The following is an 18,460-nucleotide window of genomic DNA, read 5'->3' as shown; positions in this document are numbered from 1 at the left end:
ATGACCATCCGGTCTTGGAAAGAAGACGATCTACCGCAATTGGTCGGATTGATGACGCACCTTGGTTATCCGGCAAGCGAGGACGTTTTACGCGAACGATTTTCGCGGATCACTCGTCATCCGGATTATGAATTGCTTGTGCTAGAAGACGACGATATGCTTCTCGGCTGCGTCGGTCTATTTCAGGCGCAAGCGTTCGAGCATGATACGACCTATGTCCGAATCGTCGCGTTCGTCGTCAGTGCGAAACATCGTCGGCGGGGAATCGGTCGCCGCTTGATCCAAGCAGCGGAAGACTGGGCACACGAAAGAGGAGCGACTGCTGTCTTGCTGAACAGTGGCAATCGATTGGAACGCGAAGCAGCCCATCACTTTTATCAAGCAATGTGCTACAGCGTAACGAGCACGAGTTATTCGAAATCACTCGCTTCATCGTGATTTACGGAAACCATGGAAAGCACGAAATCCTTGTTGTTCATAAAAGGAAGCAGATTGACGGGTTGCCAGGAGATCGATCCGCGTCGGATAGGTGAGTTGCAAGTGATCGAGCAACTGTTGTCCGAACCCACGCTTGCGTGCCTCGCGGCTTACGAGGAGCTCACAGACGAACGTCGTCACTGAACCGTCCGTTAAAGCGCGGACATAGGCAAGGATTTGTCCGTCAGACTCAAGGACGAAAGCGGCATTTGTATTCATCCACGCGTTGCGGGTCCGCTCTTGATCAGCAACGAGATCCTGCCACCCTTCTAATGCGTTCAAGCGATGAATCTGCTCAAAATCGTCAGGTTGGAAACGGCGAATCTGTTCCGTCATGGCTGGTTCTCCTTTCGTATCAGATCTTGGAGTGGAGCAGGTAACTGGCGCCAGTCCGAAAATTGCGTGTCGGTCAACGGAACATCGCCTGTGCGCTTCCAAATCGCCTGCATGCCGAGGGCGCGCGCCGGTAAGATGTCGTGGTCGTAATGGTCGCCAACATAAAGGACTTCGTCCGGGCGAACACCTAAACGGTCCGTTAAGCGCAAGAAAAATGCCGGATCCGGTTTACGTAAGCCTTCTTGCTCCGAGATTCCGATCTGCGTAAAGGCAGAAGTGAGTCCAATCGCGTCAAGGACGGCACGTTGAAACGTCGTCCGACCGTTCGAGAGCAAACCAATTGGTAGCTCGGGCGGTAATTGCGCAAAAAAGGTAGTAACGCCAGGGAAGCTCCGTGCGAAGATCGGGTAACGCGTCACGTAGTCGTGTAGCAGTACTTCAATAGAAAGCGACAACTGGAAGAGCCGAATCATCTCGGCATAGACGACGTCCTTCCAGACCCGGCCGTCTTGATCAAGCTCTAAGAAGACGCTGACGTATTCGTCTAGCGCAATAGGCGAGATTCGAGCTGAAAAACGCTCATATTGGTTCTCGAGAAAGGAGGGAAGAGACCCGCTCCGGTCATGTAATGTCTCGTCTAAATCAAACAATAGCGCACGAATCAAGATCAACAACACCTTTCATACTATAGAGGAGTGATTTCATTGGAACGAATGATTCAGCAACAAGAGAAACAAGTGACGTATTATGATAACAGTTCGACAGGTCGACCGTTGTTACTCCTACCCTCGCTCGGTGGGACGTATCAGGACTGGGCGGACATTCTGACGAAACTGACACCGGACTACCGGGTCGTCAGCTTTCATCCGCACGAATGGTCGGACGATTACATCGACGGGACGACCGGCATCTTACGGCAAATCAATCAGTTTCTTAACGCAACGAAGATTACGACTCCGGTCACAATCGTCGGTCATTCTTACGGTGGTCTTGTCGCGCAAGCTTTTGCTCTACATCATCCAGAACGTGTCGCCGGTCTCGTTCTCGTGGATGCGACGTCCGTTGATTTAGCAGAACTTGATCAGCTGGATACACCGATGCTCGACCGAGAAGGGGATGACGCCGTCTGGATCGATCGGTTCGAAGAACTATCAAAAGCAACTGATTTACGTGACCGTTTCCCGGACGGGGATGACCGCACGGATTGGAACCCGGCGTATTACCTGGCGATGCATGCGATCATTTCAAAGTGGAAGAGTGATGCGAAGGCGCTTCAGCCACTCATGCGTGACCTTGGGTTCCCGCTGACCGTTCTCGGTCGGGATAAAACGAACTCAATCCAGACGATGATAACAGCTGGTTTTCCGGAAGATGAACTCGAACGAATGGAAAATAAATGGCAGGAATTAATATGGCGACAGGCGAATCTATCCTATCAGGCGAACGTGACGTTCGTTCCGGGCACATCTCACCTGATGCATCGCGATCGTCCGGACGTCGTCGTAAGCGCGATATTAACACTACATCAACCGAAGGAGTTTACCGTATGACACGCATGTACGTACTGCATGGGTTAATGGGAACGGCAGCGACACACTTTGCGCCACAACTATCCGCTCTAGCGGATGATTTTACATTCATTCCGATTGATCTACCTGGTCACGGAATGACGACGGAACCGGCAACGGAGGATTACTTACAACAAGCAACACGTGCCATCCGCGAACGGATGGCACAGGAAGGTCCAGGATGGATTCTCGGGTTGTCGCTCGGCGCGACGCTTGCGATGCAACTGGCACTCGACCCACCGGACGAACTCGAAGGTGTATGTATCACGGGTTTTTCGCCATTCATTCCTAAAGCGATGGAACCGCTGATGCGCGAACAACGAGAGTTTTTCCTTAACATCGATCAGCAAGCACCGGAAATTGCCGACCAATTTGAACAGTTGCATGGTCCTGCCTGGAAAACGACAGCACGGGCAGTCCTCGATTTGATGACGTTCCGTTTCCCGGCACTGACGGAAATGATGTTGCAGTCGATCACCTTGCCGGTCGTCATCCTAAACGGAACGAATGAAACGTACGAAGTCGACGCAACCGCGTTCGTTGCGGAACACGTGCCGAACGTCATCGTCTTACCGGTCGAGGAAGCAGGGCATACAGCGAATCTCGATCAACCAGAACGCTTCAACGCCTTATTGCTTCAAGCCCATCAATCCATGCTGACGACTTAACATCTTCTCTTGATACATCCGTGCATCTGCCTCATGCAAGACGTCGTCGATCCGGCGTCCTGTTGTCGCATGAACGGCACCGATCGCGAGTCCAATCTCGTGCGTCGCGAACGTCGAGCGGACGTGTTCGACGAATGCCTCAAACGTGTCAATCGACGGACTATCGTCAATCAAGACGAATTCATCACCACCGATCCGGTAACCATGATCTGTTAAGCGGCGGATGCAAAGTCCTGTTTGTTCAAGCAAGGCGTCACCGACCGCGTGACCGAACCGGTCGTTAAGATCCTTTAGTTCATTCAAGTCAAGCAGAATCAATCCATACGTCGCCTTCTCTTGATCGAGATCGCGGACAGCCTCGTTGAAGGCATGGCGATTCCCAAGCCGTGTCAAGGCATCGATACGGTATTGATCGAGCAGTGCCTGTTGTGATTTCAACTGCTCGTCAATGTTACGGATCACCCCTTGGATGGCAACAATCTGTCCGTTTTCGCGAATCGGTGTCGCATATTCTTCGAACCAGACGTACGTCCCGTCATTTGTCCGCCAGCGTTGCCGAAATGGTTGATCGTAATCACAATCGCCCGAAATCTTCGACATCAAGACTTCGATGTCTTCCGGATGAATCCGCGCGAAACACTGGTCCGGATCCATATAGCTGGCTGCTGCCACTCCCTTGCCGATATGGTCATCGAGGGACGGACTAATATATCGGAATCGATATTCCGGATGGACTTCAAACACATAGAAGATATCTTTACATAACGCAATTGTATCCGGTTGTTGCTGGTGGAATAACCGGAAACTGAGCAACATTAAAAGACTACCTATAATCAATCCCAATACAAATATGACGTCCACCTCCTGTACTCAACGTCCATCATATCACGATTGGGTATTATTTCCTATTATTGTAAAAAACCGCTTCGTTTAGACTACGAAGCGGTTTTTGGTTTATTCCAATTCAAGTAAAACACGGAATCCACGGCTCGCATAATAGGAATCCACTCCGTTGTGATAGATGAATGTCGTCTCATAACGACGATCTCCAAACAAAGCGCCACCTTTTTGACGAATCACGTCTGGTGTTGCGAGCCAACTGGAGGTCTTTTCGTCAAACGAAAACTGTGTCTGAAGTTTTTGATATTGTTCTGGTGTCAACAGGTCGAGTTCGAGTGCTTCAATCATTGACTCGACGCTAGCTCCGGGCGCATTTTTCTTTCGACCGAGTCGAGCGACTTCGTCAAAACAAACGCTTCGTCGACCAGCTGGACTCTCTTTGACCGTATCGATGATGACGAATCGTCCATCAAGGTTTACGATATTCGGTTCTCCTCCTGTTTGTTCCATCCAAGCGAGTGCTGCTCGTTTTGAAGGTGTCAGGCGTGACTCGACCTCAATAAACGAAAGACCATCGTGGTAATCAGGTGTAGCTTCAAAGCGATCACGAAACACCGTTAATTGTTCATCCATCGATAAAACCTCACTTTCTTATTCACTTTTTTCATTATTCTATGAATTCGCTCTCATTGCAATCGTACATAGACTGAATAAGTTAATCTGAAGATAATTGACAAATGAAATCGAACTACCTACACTAATTGTACATATTTGGTTTCTGTCACGATCGCGTGTACAGGAATAACATTCAGGAGAGGAGCCAACCGTATGCGCTGGATCAGTTATGCGGCTGTTGTGACGATTCTTTCGTTCTTAGCGTTCACGGCGTATTCGTTCCTGACAACGATTGATTTTGAGATCGTCTATCAGTTCGGGACGTTTGCGATGACGTTATCCTATTTTATCTTTGGGTTACCGATGTTATGGATTGTCCGACATTATCCATTGACCCTTCGGTTGCTTATCTACGTGACGACGAGTAGCGTCGTTCTGTTTTTGTTCATTGGTCTATATGAAGTATGGCACGAAGCATCGCTGTCTCCACTACCACCAATCGGTAGCATGATTCAGTTCACGACTCTTGCATGTATATTGTTCGTCTTACCGTATGAGATCGTCTATCGTAAAAATTTCGTTTCTATTCAACCAAGAGTTTCCTGACAGTATTCTTGTTCCATAAGAGTACTGTTTTTTATTTCCTTTCATTTAGAAGGAATTACCAATCTATTCTTGAATAGTACGTTATCAAGAATAATGGAGGGGTACATATGGAAGGAACATTTCAATGCAAACAGATGGGAAAATCATTTTCAGGAGACGGTGTCGAGACACAAGCGTTACAAGACATCGACGTGACACTTGAGGCGGGCGACTTCATTTCGATCATCGGACCTTCGGGATCTGGAAAATCAACGTTACTCAGTCTAATCGGCACGCTCGATCGACCGACGAGTGGGGAGTTGCATTATGACGGGAAACCAATCAACAAATTGAACAGTAAAGAATTATCCGACTTTCGCTTCGAAAACATCGGCTTCATCTTCCAGCAGTTTCATTTGATTCCGACGCTGACGGCGCTTGAAAATGTCATGGCGCCACTGTTCGGTCGGAAAGTACCGTATGATAAAAAAGAACGCGCCGAGCAGTTACTCGCGCAAGTCGGTCTCGCCGATAAAGCAGGCAGTTTGCCGTCGCAACTTTCCGGTGGACAACAACAACGGGTCGCCGTTGCCCGAGCACTCGTTCATGAACCGAAATGGTTGCTTGCCGATGAGCCAACAGGGAACCTCGATACAGATACGGGAGAAATCATCTTCAATCTTTTACGGTCATTAAACGAAGAGAAAGGGTGTGGCGTCTTGTTTGTCACCCACGACCCGGCACTTGCGGAACGGGCGAATCGAACGATCGAGATGCGAGACGGCGTTATTATCGAAGATCGTCTCGTCCGTGTCTGAGCCTCGTTTTTGAACTCCGTTCCTCCACCCTTTACACTTAAGAGGGTAGAGGAGGAATGCGTGATGCGACTAGGAATACTGGATCAAGTACCATTGCATGAGGATGATACGGTCGAAGCGACGATGGAAGCGACGGAACGACTCGTCTTAGAAGCCGAGCGACTCGGTTACGAACGGTACTGGTTCGCAGAACACCATAATACGAACGGTTTGCTCAGTGCATCACCGGAGTTGTTCATTGCCCGAATGGGTGCGCAGACTTCAAAAATCAAACTTGGTTCAGGTGGAGTGTTGTTACCGCAATATCATCCGCTAAAAGTGGCCGAGAGTTTTGCAACACTCGACGCCTTTTATCCGGGACGGATCGAACTTGGGATCGGCAATTCGCCAGGTGGAAGTGAGCGGACACGACTTGCTTTGACAGATGGTGAAAAAAATCGAGCAGCTGAGTTTAGTCGACTCGTTCAGGAAACGGCTGGATTCTTGACAGATAGTCTATCGAATCGACACCCATACCGGATCGTCAAGACGACACCGCGTGATCGACAAGCGTCTCCGATCTCAATCCTTGGTCTGTCGCCACGTAGTGCGCAAATTGCTGCAGAACAAGACCGTGGTCTCGTTTTTGGTCACTTTATCAATCCGGATCGTTGGGAAGAGACACTTTCCACTTATCGTGAGGCAGGAGGAACAGACGTCATCGTCTGCGTTTTCGTCATCTGTGCCCCGACGCAAGAAGAAGCAGAACGTCTCGCTCGAACTCAAGATGCCTGGATTCAAGGCGTTCGACTCGGCAATTCAATCGTTCCGTCGTTTGCCTCGACTGAAGCAAAAATCTGGAATGACGTTCAAGCGGAACGGATCCGTAAAGATCGACGGCGAGCGATTGTCGGTACACCGGACGTTGTTGCGCAGGAGCTTGAAGCATTAGCAACGCGTTATCAAACAGATCAGTTTTTACTCATCAACAATGCCTTTGATCAAGAAAAGCGATTGCAGTCGTACCAGCTCATCGCGGAGCGACTTCTTTAAACAGAACAGGACCCCTCAATAGCTGTTTTGCTAATGAGGGGTCCTGTCTACACTTCTACATTCAATTAACGTTGCGCTGTCGGACGAATTAAGATCTCGTTGACCGCGACATCTTCTGGTTCGTTGACAGCATATGCGATGGCACGCGCAATCGCGCTCGCATCAATGGCTTTCAAGTCACCAATTCCTTGTTTGATCTCTTCATCCGAGATATGGTCCTTCAATTCCGTATCGACCGCTCCCGGTGAGATGATTGTTGCACGGATGTGATTGTCGACCGATTCTTCCTTACGAAGACCTTCCGTGATGGCGCGCACCGCGAATTTCGTACCGCTGTAGACGGCGCTCGACGGCATGACTTCATGACCGGCGACAGAAGAGATGTTGATGACATGTCCGCTTTTTTGTTCGCGCATATACGGCAGGACTGCTCCGATTCCATGGAGGACGCCTTTAATGTTGACATCGACCATCGTGTTCCATTCGTCCTGCTGATTCTTATGGAGGTGCGATAGTGGCATTAATCCAGCGTTGTTGACGATGACATCAACAGAACCAAACTTGTCTTTCGCAAGTTTTGCGAGCGCATCAACTTGCTCACGATCGGTAACATCCGTCACTTGATAAACGGCTTGACCACCTTCAGCTTCAACCGCTTTGACAAGCTCTTGCAAACGATCTTCTCGACGTGCCGCAAGAACGAGTTTTGCTCCTTGTTTCGCAAGCTCTTTCGCGGTTGCTTCCCCGATACCGCTTGATGCCCCTGTAATGATGACGACTTTATCTTGAATCATCTGAACTCCTCCTTCTGAATAACGTACTCCTTGAGAGATATTGCCGCTTTTGTTGATTTAAAAACATCACGTAGGAGGTTTGTCTATGAAACGTTTTCTATTTATTGGATTGATTATGATTGCGATTGCAGTCGGATGTTTTTTTTCAAGTGATCCATTTCGACATCAACCACCAGAACCTACCGTGACAATCGAAAACCGTGAAGTAAAGGTATATAGAGGTACCTATAGTTGGTCAGGCATGTTTCGCGGAGAAACAGCTGATGCAAAGGCCGAAGCCGTCGATTTAGTAAAAAGTGATCCGAGTACGCGAGCCAATCCTGAAGATCGATTGACGATTCGTTTTGAAGACGGACCAGCTCCGAAGTCCGTCGCGATGGTCTTATGGTCGGTCAAAGATCATAAAGAGATGAAAACATATAAGAAGATTGAGCGGATTACCGTTCCTTCGACTCCCGGAAAGTATGTCTATCAGATTAAAGCCGATTGGAAAGAAGGTAATGGCGATTTTGCCTTTCCAATTGATGTGAAATGAAAAACAGAAAAAACATATTGACAGGATATATGTTTAATGATAAATAAATCGAATACTGACCTCTTCTTAAGTTGGAAGAGGTTTTTTTCGTGAAATATAGTAAATAAAGCACTAGTTTTGATTGATTTAGTCTGAATAATCAGAATATATGAACATTTTAACGAAAGTGTATTTAGATGTTTCGGGTTCTAATGAACGGGAATAGACACACCATACACATAATATTTCATGTGTTGAATCACCTAGGTGAAAGAAGTTAATAATCGTAAAGGAGAGGTGCAGATGAATGGGTTCAATCGATTCTTACTCGTCATCATAGGCATACTCGGACTAATCAGTGTCGGGCTGCTTGTGCTCGGTGTGTATGATGTTCCACGGCTTAGTTCGTTAATCGAGCAGTGGCAGGATCAGCAATGGTATAGCTATACCGTTCTATCCATTGGAGGATTTTTAGCATTCGTATTCGTCATTCTATTATTCACAGGATTATTTAGCCGCTCGAAAGGTCAACGACTGTTGATTCAAACGGGTGACGGAACGATTACGATTTCGAAGGAGACGATCGAACGGACGGCTTTAGAGTCGATTCGTGGGATCGGTGGTGTACGGACACCGCGTGTCCATGCCGATATCCATTCGAAAAAAGAAACGGTCGCTTTAAAAGTCGACTGCTCGGTCTTTGGACAAGATGGGTTACCGACGATTGCGAAGGATATTCAAGAACGAGCTAAACAAGCTGTCGAATCCTTACTTGAGTTGCCAGTAACGAGTACGAAAGTCACGATCAGTGACACGAAAACGAAAACATCGGAACGTGTCGTCTAAAGGAGGAGAGGGAACATGAAGACAAGAGAAGCACTCTATCCGTATCGGTTCCGACTGATCGGGGGACTTGCCGGTCTGATCCTCGCCATCTTATTCCTGACGATTGGCTTTGGTCCGACAATCCTTATCGTTGCCTTCGCAGCAATTGGATTTTTAATTGGAAAATGGCGCGATGGTGCGCTCGACATTGAAGGGTGGATTCAGTTCTTTCAAAAGGACTGATTCATATATAACTTACTAAACATTTAAAAGGAGAGATTTCAAATGGCAAACGAAGTAAACCCAACAACTGAAAACGAAGTGGTACGCGAGAATAAATTGACATTCGAAGATCAAGTCATCAAAAAAATTGCTGGGATCGCGTCGAACGAAGTGACAGGCATCTTGTCAATGAGTGGTGGATTCATGAGTGGACTGACGGATCGTCTCCGGAGCACGGAAGATATCACAAAAGGAATTGGCGCTGAAGTGGGAGAACGTCAAGTTGCACTTGATTTGAAAGTCATCGTCGAATACGGCAAAAATATTCCGTCAATTTTCCAAGAGACGGTCGCTAAAATCAAAAAATCAATCAGTGACATGACAGGTCTTGAAGTCGTTGAAGTCAATATGCATGTCGAGGACGTCATGACACGTGCCGAGTTCGAAGCTAAAAATAAATCAAACAACGAACAAGAAGAAAAAAGCCGCGAACTGCAATAAGCAAGTCGAAAGACCCGACAAACTCGTCGGGTCTTTTTTTCATGGAATCGACATGACGTTTGATACATTTGATGATGAGAACGGGAATAGATTAGTATCATGATAGACGAAAGGATGATTCAAGATGCGACTAACAGGAAAAACGATCATCGTCACCGGAGCCGGCTCAGGAATGGGTGAAGCCATGGCAAAATTGTTTGCACAAGAAGGCGCACGAATCGTCGCAGCGGACATTCGGTTGGAAACCGTTGAACGGGTCGTCTCTGACATCAAGGAAGCGGGCGGAGAAGCGATGGCTGTTGCGAGTGATATCGCACAACAAAAGGCAGCAGGACAACTCATCAAACAAGCAATCGACGCTTTCGGTAAACTGGACGTTCTCGTCAATAATGCCGGGATCATGGACGGGATGGAGGGCGTGGCAGACATCTCAGATGAACGTTGGGATCATATCCTTGCAGTCAATACGACAGGAACGATGCGTCTGATGCGCGAAGCGGTCAAACACTTTAAAGAAGTCGGAGGTGGCGTGATTCTGAACAACATCTCGATTGGCGGTCTGAACGGTGCCCGAGCAGGAGCAGCCTATACGGCTTCCAAACATGCTGTCATCGGTCTGACGAAGAATACCGCCTTCTTTTATGCCGGAGATGGTATTCGCTGTAACGGAATCGCACCTGGCGCTGTCGAAACGAACATTGGACAATCGATGTCGAACCTGAATGAATTCGGGATGGGGCGCGCGATGCTTGGCATGGGTCTCAATCCACGAGCCGGTCAGCCGAATGAAATCGCAAATTTGGCATTATTTCTCGTGTCCGACGAGGCGAGTTTCATCAACGGGGCAATCGTCGTCGCAGATGGGGGATGGAGTGCGTATTAAATTGAATACTTTATTTACTAGATTTTAATTTAAAATAGCAGGAACTTGTCGATATAAGGGATAATATGACAATAGGTAAAACATGAACTTAGTTTGAATGCAGGGAGGAATCGGCATGTCGATGCGTGAGCAAGTAACACAGGTCACCGACACACAAGTCATCCGGGCAATCGAACAAAATCTAGCCATCATTCGTTTTGACGATCGACGCAAAGTCGCATACGTAAATGAGTTGTTTGCCCGGACGATGGGGTACGAAGTGGAAGAGTTAATCGGTAAATACCATCGTGATCTCTGTTTTCCGGCTTTCGTTAATAGTCCAGAGTACGAGTTGTTTTGGCGAAAATTGATGCAAGGCATCACGTATCAGGATAAGATTGAACGCCGGGCTGCTGACGGACAACAGAAGTGGCTCGAAGCGACATATATGCCGATTTACTCGGATGACGGACGTCGGGTCGTCGGGGTCTCGAAAATTGCATCGGACATCACGATTCGCCAGCAGGACGTTTTACGAATGGCGGCCGAACTCAACGAGACATCAGCCTTCTTGACGGTCAAATCGGAAAGTGGTCGACAAGACGGTTTGAACGTTCTTGCGACTGTCCAACAAATCGAGTCGGAATCCGTCGAGAACTTATCGAGTCTTGTCGCCTTGCGTAAAGATGCAAACTCGATCACTGACATCGTCAAGACGATCCGTGAAATTGCCGCGCAGACGAATCTACTCGCCTTGAATGCGGCCATTGAGGCAGCACGTGCTGGAGAACATGGACGCGGATTCGATGTCGTCGCGACCGAAGTCCGAAACCTGTCGAATAAAGTCTCGCATTCGATCGGAGAAATCAAGGAGAATATCGAAGGGATCGTTGAGCGGATCAAGGAGGTCTCGCACAGTATCGAACGGATTTCAAGCAAGGTAAAGGACAGTACCGGTCAGCTTGAACATACGGTGAGTGAGTTCGATCAGTTGGCTGATTCTGCGAAACAACTGGAGCACCAGGCCAAACAATTCGTCGATGTCTTATGAACGAGTGACACTATTTAAATAGACTTAAGAAGTCAGACCCTAGGTCCGGCTTCTTTTTATGCATTTACAAAAAAATATGGCAAACAATTAGCAATGCAATGCTGTTACAGAGGTAGAAAAAGAATACGAAAAGATCGCAAATAAAGAAAATATCACACTATTTATTTCACTTACCAAATTTATTCTTGTAAAATTAGATACAGCATGAAGTTTAATCTATACAATTGGTTCATGCTACTAAAACCATAGTGTTTAGAAAAAGAGTTTGATATCCTTAGGGCTTACATACCTTGTATGTTCGAAAATTATTTTGAAGGGATGTGAACCAATGATTTTTGAACCAACTACTACATCATTCGTCTTACATATGAAGGTCCAACTAGTATGGTGAGTACTCAACCGAACCACAAAACGTTTTGGTTACTTGCCTATCCGCTCATTCTCTCAAGTATTGCGACACCGTTGCTTGGTGTGACCGATACCGTCGTCATCGGTCAATCGGGTGATCCGCGCGCGATCGGTGGCATTGCTGTTGGTGCCGTCTTCTTCAATACAATCTACTGGTTGTTCGGCTTTTTAAAAGTCAGTACGACAGGATTCAGTGCTCAGGCAAGCGGCGCGAATGACGCCCATGCCTTACGGATTTCGCTCTACCGACCGCTGTTCCTAGCAGCTTGTATCGGTTTGCTCATTTTGTTATTCCGCCAGCCGCTTGAACAGATTGGACTCTATTTACTTGCGCCACCCGCTGATTTGCTGGATGCAGTCAAGACATACATCTCGTACCGGATGATTGGCGCACCGTTCGTCTTGATGGGTTATGCGTTACTTGGCTGGTTAATCGGAACGGGACAAGTTAAACATGCTTTATTCGTCCAATTATTCAGTATCGGGGTCAACGTCGTACTCGATATTGGATTCGTCTACGGATTGAACACCGGTGTTGCTGGAATTGCGCTTGCGACCGTCATCGCGGAAATCAGCATTGTCGCCTGCAGTCTCTATCTGATTCGGAGTCATTTGTCGATGACGCGCGACGAACTGCGTGCCTTGACGGATTGGCACGCCTACCGTCAATTCTTTCGTGTCAATCGAGATTTATTCATTCGAACGATTTTCCTGTTACTCGTTACCGGCTGGTTTACACGATCGGGAGGACAATTCGGACCAGATATCCTTGCAGCCAATGCGATCCTACTGCAGATTCAGTATCTGATCTCTTATTGGTTCGGTGGACTCGGTCATGCGTCAACCGTTCTTGTCGGTCGGGCGAGAGGGCATCAAGATCAGGAAGCATACCGGACGAGTGTCCGTTTGGCACGGACGTTCGGATTCTACTCAGTCGTGTTCTGGTCACTTGTGCTCCTATTCCTTGAAACACCGCTGCTTCAGTTGTTCACTTCAGAAGAAGCGATCCTAGACGCGGCGCGCGACTATTATCTCTGGATCATCATCCTACCGCTGATTGCCGGGTGGGCGATGATTTACGAAGGAATTTTTGCTGGTCGTGTCGAGGCAACTCCAGTCCGGAACTCGATGATTCAAGCAGGGATCGGTTTTGCGATTGTGCTGCTGTCGACATCAAGTTTTGACAATCAGGGAGTCTGGGCAGCATTTCTGACGTTCTTTTTAATCCGCTCCTTATCGTTGATCCTCGTAGAAGTGAAACAATGAATAACCCGAAGTTCCCTCATGCAGATGAAGGAACTTCGGGTTATTTGTCGTCGATCGCTAAAGGACGGACGAATAGGGCATTCAAGTGATGGACAAGGACATGACGCAATCGTTCTTTCGGGAGACGTTCTGGTCGAAACAGCGCATGAAAGGCTAATCCATCAACGAGTGCTGCGAGACGTTCGCTCTCAAGCTCGATGTCTATATCTGCTCGGAACGTACCGTCCGGAATCCGTGTCAGTAATACCAGACACATGTGGTAAATATCGTCTGGATTCTCTGTTGATTGAGACGCATATGCAGACATCATGAATTGGAACCAGACCTGCATCTCAAGCTGATGCTCAGGTGCATACGGCAAGACTTCTAGTAAGACGTTGCATAACGTCTCTTCTGGTGTTCCTCCTCTCTCGAAAATGGTTGTAATGCGTTCTTGGACCCGTTCTTGAACGAGTTGCATCGAGAAACGGAGCAATTCTTCTTGGGTCGTGAAGTAATACCGTAAGGCACCAAGGGACAGACCTGCTTCCTTGGCGATCGTCCGGACGCTAGCTTGTTCGATACCGACATTAGAAATCGTGCGCCACGTTGCTTTTGCGATGAGGCGTTTTCGTTCTTCGTGATTGACTTGTTTTGGCATACATTAAGTATATCAGCTTTTTTAGCACGAATGTATTAAAAAGACTAGTCAAGTGACGAATGTGATGTTATCTTTATAATACAGTCGTATTAAAAAAGGAGAGGATCACGATGCAACTCGTCGCTTGGGCAATCGTTTGTTGTGAAATTCTATTTTGGGTATTCATCGTCGCAGGACTGATCGTGCGTTATGGATTCAGACGAGAGAAGCTCGGTTTTCGATTGATGGCGATGTCACCCGTGATTGATATCGTCTTACTGGTCTTAACATTGTTTGACTTAAGTCGCGGTAGCACAGCAACGCTTGCACACGGACTTGCTGCGATTTACATCGGCGTATCGCTCGCATTTGGGAAGCAGATGATTGCTTGGGCGGATGGGGTGTATCGCCGGGTGATCCTCAGGGAACAAGTAGCAAAAGAACGCATATCGCGTGCGCGACGGGAACGCAACGGATTCTATCGGCACATCCTGGCATTCTTGATTGGTGGTGCCTTACTCGGAGCAATGATTCTCTGGCTCGGAAATACCGAACAAACCGAAAGCCTCTTGCGGACGTTACAACTGTGGGGACTCGTTCTTGTGATTGATGGCGTCATCTCGATGAGTTATACCGTTTTTCCAGCTCGCTCTAAATAAAAACGAACCTTGGCTGTCAGCGGTCGACAGTGAAGGTTCGTTCCCGAATCGTATTCGTATGTACTTCTTTCCGGGCGTCGATTGAATCCAGAATATGGATGATGTAGCGACGTCCTTTTTTATATCCAGTACGCGGTGGTTTGATTCGGATTTCTTTGCCGTCTAGGACTTCAATCTCCGTTTGCATCCGTTCACCATTTGAATCCGTCACGGTAACCGTACGGTTTGAGACTTGTTCCTTTCGTAGTCCTTTCGCGTATTCGATGTCGAAAGTATGATACGAGGAGATGGAGCGGGCACGTGATTTGAAGTGTGGCTCGTCCGTCCGTTCGTCGAGAGTGCAGTAGCAACCCGTGAACAAGAGGCTCGCCGAGAGGAGTATCGAAAATAGATGTTTCACGAAAACGCTCCTTTATGTATTTGGTAATTTTAGTATAAGACAAATTTTGGGTTACGACAATCCTTCTTGAGACCGAGTCGTTGACATCTATTAAAATTGAACAGGTCCATGCTATAATCGACCGAGAGAAAGGAAGCGATACACCATGCCAGTACAACCAGACCAACGTGAAATCATCGTCTCGATTCGGACGAGTTATGACTTTAAAGCTGATACAGGACGCGCAATCCGTGTCATCGAGTTTCACGGACGCCGGACGACACTGTTCGATACGTTCGAAGCGTCTTCACCAAAACGAATGATTTTGATCGAGATGATCCGCGCCGTCCAATCTTTCAAGGAACCCTTCCACATCATCTTCAACGTCGAGTGTAACTTTGGCTTCAAGTATTTGACGGATCAGCGGAAATGGGAAAACCGGGACGTCGGGAATACGTTCCTCGACTTGATTGAACAAGGCGGTCATACGTATGAATTACGGGATTGTTCGTTCTATGAAGGCGGTAAAGCCCTCCAAAAATGGCTCGGCAACACATTAAAGCAAAATAGCTGACAAAAAAGGCTGATTCCACAATGGAGTCAGCCTTTATCCGTTGCATCGATCGTCTCGCTTTCGAGATACCGGTATAACGTACTTTTACTAATACCGGTCTGTTCTCGGATATCAGCGAGCGAATACTCTTTGCTTTGATACATCGCAATCGCGCGGCGGACATTTTCATCGGGTTTCCGCGGTCGACCGGTCTGTTTTCCTTGCTCTTTTGCTTTTGAGAGTCCGGCGCGCGTTGACATGCTGATGACATCACTTTGTAACTGGACCAGGTGGCGGGCCGTTTCAAGGAACGACAAAGATGTCCGTTCGCTCGTGCGAATCTGTTCGCGGAGCGACCACAGTGTCGCGCCACGGGTCTCCATGTGCTCGAGCATCTCAATCAAGTGCCGCGTCGAGTCTGCTAAGACATAGAGATGCGTGACGATGACTTCGTCTCCCGCTTGCAGCGCCTCAAGCATCTGTTCAAGTTCCGTCCGGCGTTTGGCCGAATCATGGGTCTCAACGACACGTACCGTCACATCAATCTGATTCGCCTCTGCTTGTTGCGCAGAACAGTCTGGATCATCCGGATAGGGTCTCATATAGAAATATTGCATGGATGGAGCTCCTCTCTGTCGATCACGATCGACGTCAGTTCCTCATCAGTATACCGTATTCTCACCTTCGTGCCGTAGAAAACCGAAAACATGCCTTTCTTCTCATGTTCGGATCGACTAATTTGTGGTAAATTGAGTGGAAGTAAGTTTCTCGGACTCATCCTTATACCATTCATTCTTTTTAAATGAGGTGCTCATCATGAACAAAGAAGATCATCAACTCGCCCGTCAGCTTTTGACGACCTATTTCATCGGAACACAATTGGCGACGGTTCATGTCGCAGGCTACGTCACGCTCGAATTCATCAATTTGTTCGATACGACAGCGCCTGAACTGCGACTTCGGATCGAGACGGACCGTCTATTTTATGGTGATGTCGAGACGACACAGAATTGGGTCGTTCGCCATGCAACAAAGGAAGAGATGCTACACTTGATCGTCTCATTGCACGCGGAACGGATCACGGGTGTCCGGATCGGCAAGACGGCACCACATTTATTCTTGACCTTCAGTAACGGACAAACGCTCGTCCTGAACGGATCGGATACATATTACGAATCGTGGGCGATCGATATCGGTCTCGCGCCACACCGAGCCGACGCGACGATCGTTGCCGTACCGGGTGACGAACTAGCCGTCTTCTCCGGGATTGGTGAACAAGTTGAAGACTAAGTGGACACGCATGGAGTGGTGTGATTGGATCATGCCGCTCGTCGCGTCACGTTATCCGGATCATTGTGCCGTCTTACTTGCCGGTAGTCATACGCGAGGACAAGCGACCGTACAATCAGATGTCGATTTAATCATCTTTGAAGCAAGGCGACGGCAGGCATATCGGGAATCGTTTACCTATGACGGTGTCCCGATCGAAGCATTCGTCCATTCCTTTGAGACGATCGCGCATTTTTTCGAGAGCGACCGGGAACGTGGTCGCCCGTCCTTGCAACGCATGATTGCTGACAGCTGGACGATCGAGGATCATCCACACCTTGCCTCTATCCGCAAGGAAGCCGTTCAACAATTGGCGGATGGACCTGTTGCGTGGTCGAATCCGGAGCAACAACGCGCGCGTTATTTTTTAAGTGACTTGCTCGACGACTTCGAGAGTGTGACGAACCGCGCAGAAGGTCTAGCGATTGCGTCACGTTTATATGAACAGAGCATCGAATTCGTCCTTCGTGCCAATCAACGCTACATCGGACAAGGGAAGTGGACAATTCGTGCTCTTGCGGAGTTTGACGAAGAATATGCCAGTCGACACACAATGGCTTTTGAGTTGTATTATCAGTCGAATGACCGCCGAGTCGTCATCGTGTTAGTCGACGATTATCTCACACCGTTTGGCGGGCGTTATTTTGACGGCTTTATGCTCGGCAAAAGATAACAAGCATACAAAAAGAGACACGTTTTCGGTCGATGATCCGAAAACGTGTCTCTTTATCGTTCGCTTCTGTTTAACGCCAATGGGACGGACGGAGCAAACGCGGCGGTAACTGTGTCGCCGCGTTGCCGATCGCGGCATTGATTTGTGCTTGTGTCAAAAAGAGCGCGTCTGTCAAATCGGCGTCTTTGACGTTACAATCTCGCAGATCAGCCCCGAGAAAGTTGACACCGCACAAACGGCTATTCGACAAGTTCGTCGCCAGCAACCACTGGTTCTGAACGCTGGCACCTGAAAAATCTCGTCCTTGTAGCTGTTTTCCGACCCAGTCGCGTGGTGTCTGGTCGCGTCTTCCGCTATACTGAACTTGAACACGAGAAGCGATCATTTCAAGGAGGGGTCGGACGGTTTGACGGATTGACATCAGGTCAAGCCGTGCAAATTGATCCGCCGGTAAGGCAGCGTATCGGTTCAATGCGGCAAGCATCTCATCGAGTTGATTGTGCATGTCACGCGTGACATCACGTTTTCCGTCCGTTACGTACCACATCATCTCAAACAAGTGAACCATCTTCGGGAAGGCAGCATAAATCGCTTGGCGTCGCTTTGGTGCATCATCGCCTTGAAACGTCCGCTGTGACAAATGTTGCCCGGCACCAAAACAATCATAGACGGTACAGCCTTTGTAGCCGCTATCGCGTAACCGATCATGGATGCGGCAGCTGTAATCCGCGTCAAGATTGCGACACGGTGTCGCTTCCGGTTTATCATGACCGAAATCACTGGATTTCGAAAAAGCGAGTGCCGTACAACATAAACCAAAACAATTTGTACAATCAATTTGGAATGTAGGTTCCATCGTATTCACC

The 18,460-nt window shown here is 48.1% G+C and carries 26 protein-coding genes; 17 read left to right on the top strand and 9 right to left on the bottom strand.

Annotated elements, in window-relative coordinates:
- On the top strand, nt 1-438 hold the full coding sequence (locus B3S86_RS06465) for a GNAT family N-acetyltransferase (protein WP_290750564.1): 438 nt from the start codon (nt 1-3) through the stop codon (nt 436-438).
- On the opposite strand, the gene B3S86_RS06460 is transcribed toward B3S86_RS06465, so the two are convergent.
- The gene (locus B3S86_RS06460; RefSeq protein WP_290750561.1) at nt 430-813 is read right to left on the bottom strand and encodes a GNAT family N-acetyltransferase; all 384 of its coding nucleotides are present in this window, start codon (nt 811-813) and stop codon (nt 430-432) included. The genes B3S86_RS06465 and B3S86_RS06460 overlap by 9 nt on opposite strands.
- On the bottom strand, nt 810-1,478 hold the full coding sequence (locus B3S86_RS06455; RefSeq protein ID WP_290750558.1) for an HAD family hydrolase: 669 nt from the start codon (nt 1,476-1,478) through the stop codon (nt 810-812). Before B3S86_RS06455 ends, B3S86_RS06460 begins: the two co-directional genes overlap by 4 nt.
- Nucleotides 1,479-1,526: 48 nt before the next feature.
- Here B3S86_RS06455 and B3S86_RS06450 point away from each other — a divergent pair, with 48 nt between their 5' ends.
- On the top strand, nt 1,527-2,363 hold the full coding sequence (locus B3S86_RS06450; RefSeq protein WP_290753226.1) for an alpha/beta fold hydrolase: 837 nt from the start codon (nt 1,527-1,529) through the stop codon (nt 2,361-2,363).
- Complete coding sequence (locus B3S86_RS06445; RefSeq protein ID WP_290750553.1) at nt 2,360-3,049, top strand: alpha/beta fold hydrolase; 690 nt, start codon at nt 2,360-2,362, stop codon at nt 3,047-3,049. The genes B3S86_RS06450 and B3S86_RS06445 overlap by 4 nt, the downstream gene beginning before the upstream one ends.
- Here the strand turns inward: B3S86_RS06445 and B3S86_RS06440 are convergent.
- Nucleotides 3,011-3,865 (bottom strand): sensor domain-containing diguanylate cyclase, encoded by an 855-nt coding sequence (locus B3S86_RS06440; RefSeq protein ID WP_290750550.1) that lies wholly within the window; start codon nt 3,863-3,865, stop codon nt 3,011-3,013. The two genes, B3S86_RS06445 and B3S86_RS06440, sit on opposite strands and share 39 nt — an antisense overlap.
- A gap of 138 nt (nt 3,866-4,003) precedes the next feature.
- Nucleotides 4,004-4,522, bottom strand: a complete 519-nt coding sequence (locus B3S86_RS06435) for a DUF4256 domain-containing protein (protein ID WP_035407838.1) — start codon at nt 4,520-4,522, stop codon at nt 4,004-4,006.
- 195 nt (nt 4,523-4,717) lie between these two features.
- Here B3S86_RS06435 and B3S86_RS06430 point away from each other — a divergent pair, with 195 nt between their 5' ends.
- The 3 genes from B3S86_RS06430 to B3S86_RS06420 all read left to right on the top strand — a co-directional run bounded on the left by B3S86_RS06430 (nt 4,718) and on the right by B3S86_RS06420 (nt 6,939).
- Nucleotides 4,718-5,110 (top strand): hypothetical protein, encoded by a 393-nt coding sequence (locus tag B3S86_RS06430; protein ID WP_290750545.1) that lies wholly within the window; start codon nt 4,718-4,720, stop codon nt 5,108-5,110.
- Nucleotides 5,111-5,217: 107 nt separating this feature from the next.
- Nucleotides 5,218-5,907: an ABC transporter ATP-binding protein gene (locus tag B3S86_RS06425; RefSeq protein WP_052019014.1), complete on the top strand. Its 690-nt coding sequence runs from the start codon at nt 5,218-5,220 to the stop codon at nt 5,905-5,907.
- 63 nt (nt 5,908-5,970) lie between these two features.
- A complete protein-coding gene (locus B3S86_RS06420) occupies nt 5,971-6,939 on the top strand; it encodes an LLM class flavin-dependent oxidoreductase (protein ID WP_290750538.1) in 969 nt (322 codons plus the stop codon).
- Between the two features lie 65 nt (nt 6,940-7,004).
- Here the strand turns inward: B3S86_RS06420 and B3S86_RS06415 are convergent, their stop codons facing one another.
- The gene (locus B3S86_RS06415) at nt 7,005-7,733 is read right to left on the bottom strand and encodes an SDR family oxidoreductase (RefSeq protein WP_035407846.1); all 729 of its coding nucleotides are present in this window, start codon (nt 7,731-7,733) and stop codon (nt 7,005-7,007) included.
- A gap of 85 nt (nt 7,734-7,818) precedes the next feature.
- Here B3S86_RS06415 and B3S86_RS06410 point away from each other — a divergent pair, with 85 nt between their 5' ends.
- From B3S86_RS06410 to B3S86_RS06380, 7 genes are all read left to right on the top strand, one after another.
- Nucleotides 7,819-8,268, top strand: coding sequence for a hypothetical protein (locus tag B3S86_RS06410; RefSeq protein WP_290750533.1), 450 nt, complete (start codon nt 7,819-7,821; stop codon nt 8,266-8,268).
- 282 nt (nt 8,269-8,550) lie between these two features.
- Nucleotides 8,551-9,093, top strand: a complete 543-nt coding sequence (amaP, locus tag B3S86_RS06405) for an alkaline shock response membrane anchor protein AmaP (RefSeq protein WP_290750529.1) — start codon at nt 8,551-8,553, stop codon at nt 9,091-9,093.
- A 15-nt stretch (nt 9,094-9,108) separates the two neighbouring features.
- The gene (locus tag B3S86_RS06400; RefSeq protein WP_290750526.1) at nt 9,109-9,315 is read left to right on the top strand and encodes a DUF2273 domain-containing protein; all 207 of its coding nucleotides are present in this window, start codon (nt 9,109-9,111) and stop codon (nt 9,313-9,315) included.
- Nucleotides 9,316-9,357: 42 nt separating this feature from the next.
- Entirely contained in the window at nt 9,358-9,795 is a 438-nt protein-coding gene (locus B3S86_RS06395) for an Asp23/Gls24 family envelope stress response protein (protein ID WP_035407860.1), read from the top strand.
- A gap of 124 nt (nt 9,796-9,919) precedes the next feature.
- Nucleotides 9,920-10,678 carry a glucose 1-dehydrogenase gene (locus B3S86_RS06390; protein ID WP_035407863.1) on the top strand — a complete coding sequence of 253 codons (759 nt, stop codon included), beginning with the start codon at nt 9,920-9,922 and terminating at the stop codon, nt 10,676-10,678.
- Between the two features lie 115 nt (nt 10,679-10,793).
- Nucleotides 10,794-11,708, top strand: coding sequence for a methyl-accepting chemotaxis protein (locus B3S86_RS06385; protein ID WP_290750521.1), 915 nt, complete (start codon nt 10,794-10,796; stop codon nt 11,706-11,708).
- 384 nt (nt 11,709-12,092) lie between these two features.
- Nucleotides 12,093-13,382, top strand: a complete 1,290-nt coding sequence (locus tag B3S86_RS06380; RefSeq protein ID WP_290750518.1) for an MATE family efflux transporter — start codon at nt 12,093-12,095, stop codon at nt 13,380-13,382.
- Between the two features lie 40 nt (nt 13,383-13,422).
- Here the strand turns inward: B3S86_RS06380 and B3S86_RS06375 are convergent, their stop codons facing one another.
- Nucleotides 13,423-14,022 carry a TetR/AcrR family transcriptional regulator gene (locus tag B3S86_RS06375; protein ID WP_035407868.1) on the bottom strand — a complete coding sequence of 200 codons (600 nt, stop codon included), beginning with the start codon at nt 14,020-14,022 and terminating at the stop codon, nt 13,423-13,425.
- Nucleotides 14,023-14,132: 110 nt separating this feature from the next.
- Here B3S86_RS06375 and B3S86_RS06370 point away from each other — a divergent pair, with 110 nt between their 5' ends.
- The gene (locus B3S86_RS06370) at nt 14,133-14,660 is read left to right on the top strand and encodes a hypothetical protein (protein WP_290750514.1); all 528 of its coding nucleotides are present in this window, start codon (nt 14,133-14,135) and stop codon (nt 14,658-14,660) included.
- Between the two features lie 16 nt (nt 14,661-14,676).
- Here the strand turns inward: B3S86_RS06370 and B3S86_RS06365 are convergent, their stop codons facing one another.
- Nucleotides 14,677-15,060 carry a hypothetical protein gene (locus tag B3S86_RS06365; protein ID WP_035407873.1) on the bottom strand — a complete coding sequence of 128 codons (384 nt, stop codon included), beginning with the start codon at nt 15,058-15,060 and terminating at the stop codon, nt 14,677-14,679.
- Nucleotides 15,061-15,205: 145 nt separating this feature from the next.
- Between B3S86_RS06365 and B3S86_RS06360 the strand changes: the two genes are divergently transcribed.
- The gene (locus tag B3S86_RS06360) at nt 15,206-15,613 is read left to right on the top strand and encodes a hypothetical protein (protein ID WP_035407875.1); all 408 of its coding nucleotides are present in this window, start codon (nt 15,206-15,208) and stop codon (nt 15,611-15,613) included.
- 26 nt (nt 15,614-15,639) lie between these two features.
- Here B3S86_RS06360 and B3S86_RS06355 read toward each other — a convergent pair whose 3' ends face one another.
- The gene (locus tag B3S86_RS06355; protein ID WP_290750509.1) at nt 15,640-16,209 is read right to left on the bottom strand and encodes a recombinase family protein; all 570 of its coding nucleotides are present in this window, start codon (nt 16,207-16,209) and stop codon (nt 15,640-15,642) included.
- Nucleotides 16,210-16,408: 199 nt separating this feature from the next.
- Between B3S86_RS06355 and B3S86_RS06350 the strand changes: the two genes are divergently transcribed.
- Together B3S86_RS06350 and B3S86_RS06345 are read left to right on the top strand one after the other, a co-directional pair.
- Complete coding sequence (locus B3S86_RS06350) at nt 16,409-16,882, top strand: hypothetical protein (protein WP_035407879.1); 474 nt, start codon at nt 16,409-16,411, stop codon at nt 16,880-16,882.
- Nucleotides 16,883-16,892: 10 nt separating this feature from the next.
- Nucleotides 16,893-17,594: a nucleotidyltransferase domain-containing protein gene (locus tag B3S86_RS06345; protein ID WP_290750505.1), complete on the top strand. Its 702-nt coding sequence runs from the start codon at nt 16,893-16,895 to the stop codon at nt 17,592-17,594.
- Between the two features lie 70 nt (nt 17,595-17,664).
- Here the strand turns inward: B3S86_RS06345 and B3S86_RS06340 are convergent, their stop codons facing one another.
- Entirely contained in the window at nt 17,665-18,450 is a 786-nt protein-coding gene (locus B3S86_RS06340) for a pentapeptide repeat-containing protein (protein WP_290750501.1), read from the bottom strand.
- Nucleotides 18,451-18,460: the final 10 nt, after the last annotated feature.

Source organism: Exiguobacterium sp. UBA3968 (genome assembly GCF_002385115.1).
Taxonomy (GTDB): domain Bacteria; phylum Bacillota; class Bacilli; order Exiguobacteriales; family Exiguobacteriaceae; genus Exiguobacterium_A.
The sequence above is the reverse complement of the archived record's forward strand: the minus strand, read 5'-3'. Positions and strand labels throughout refer to the sequence as shown.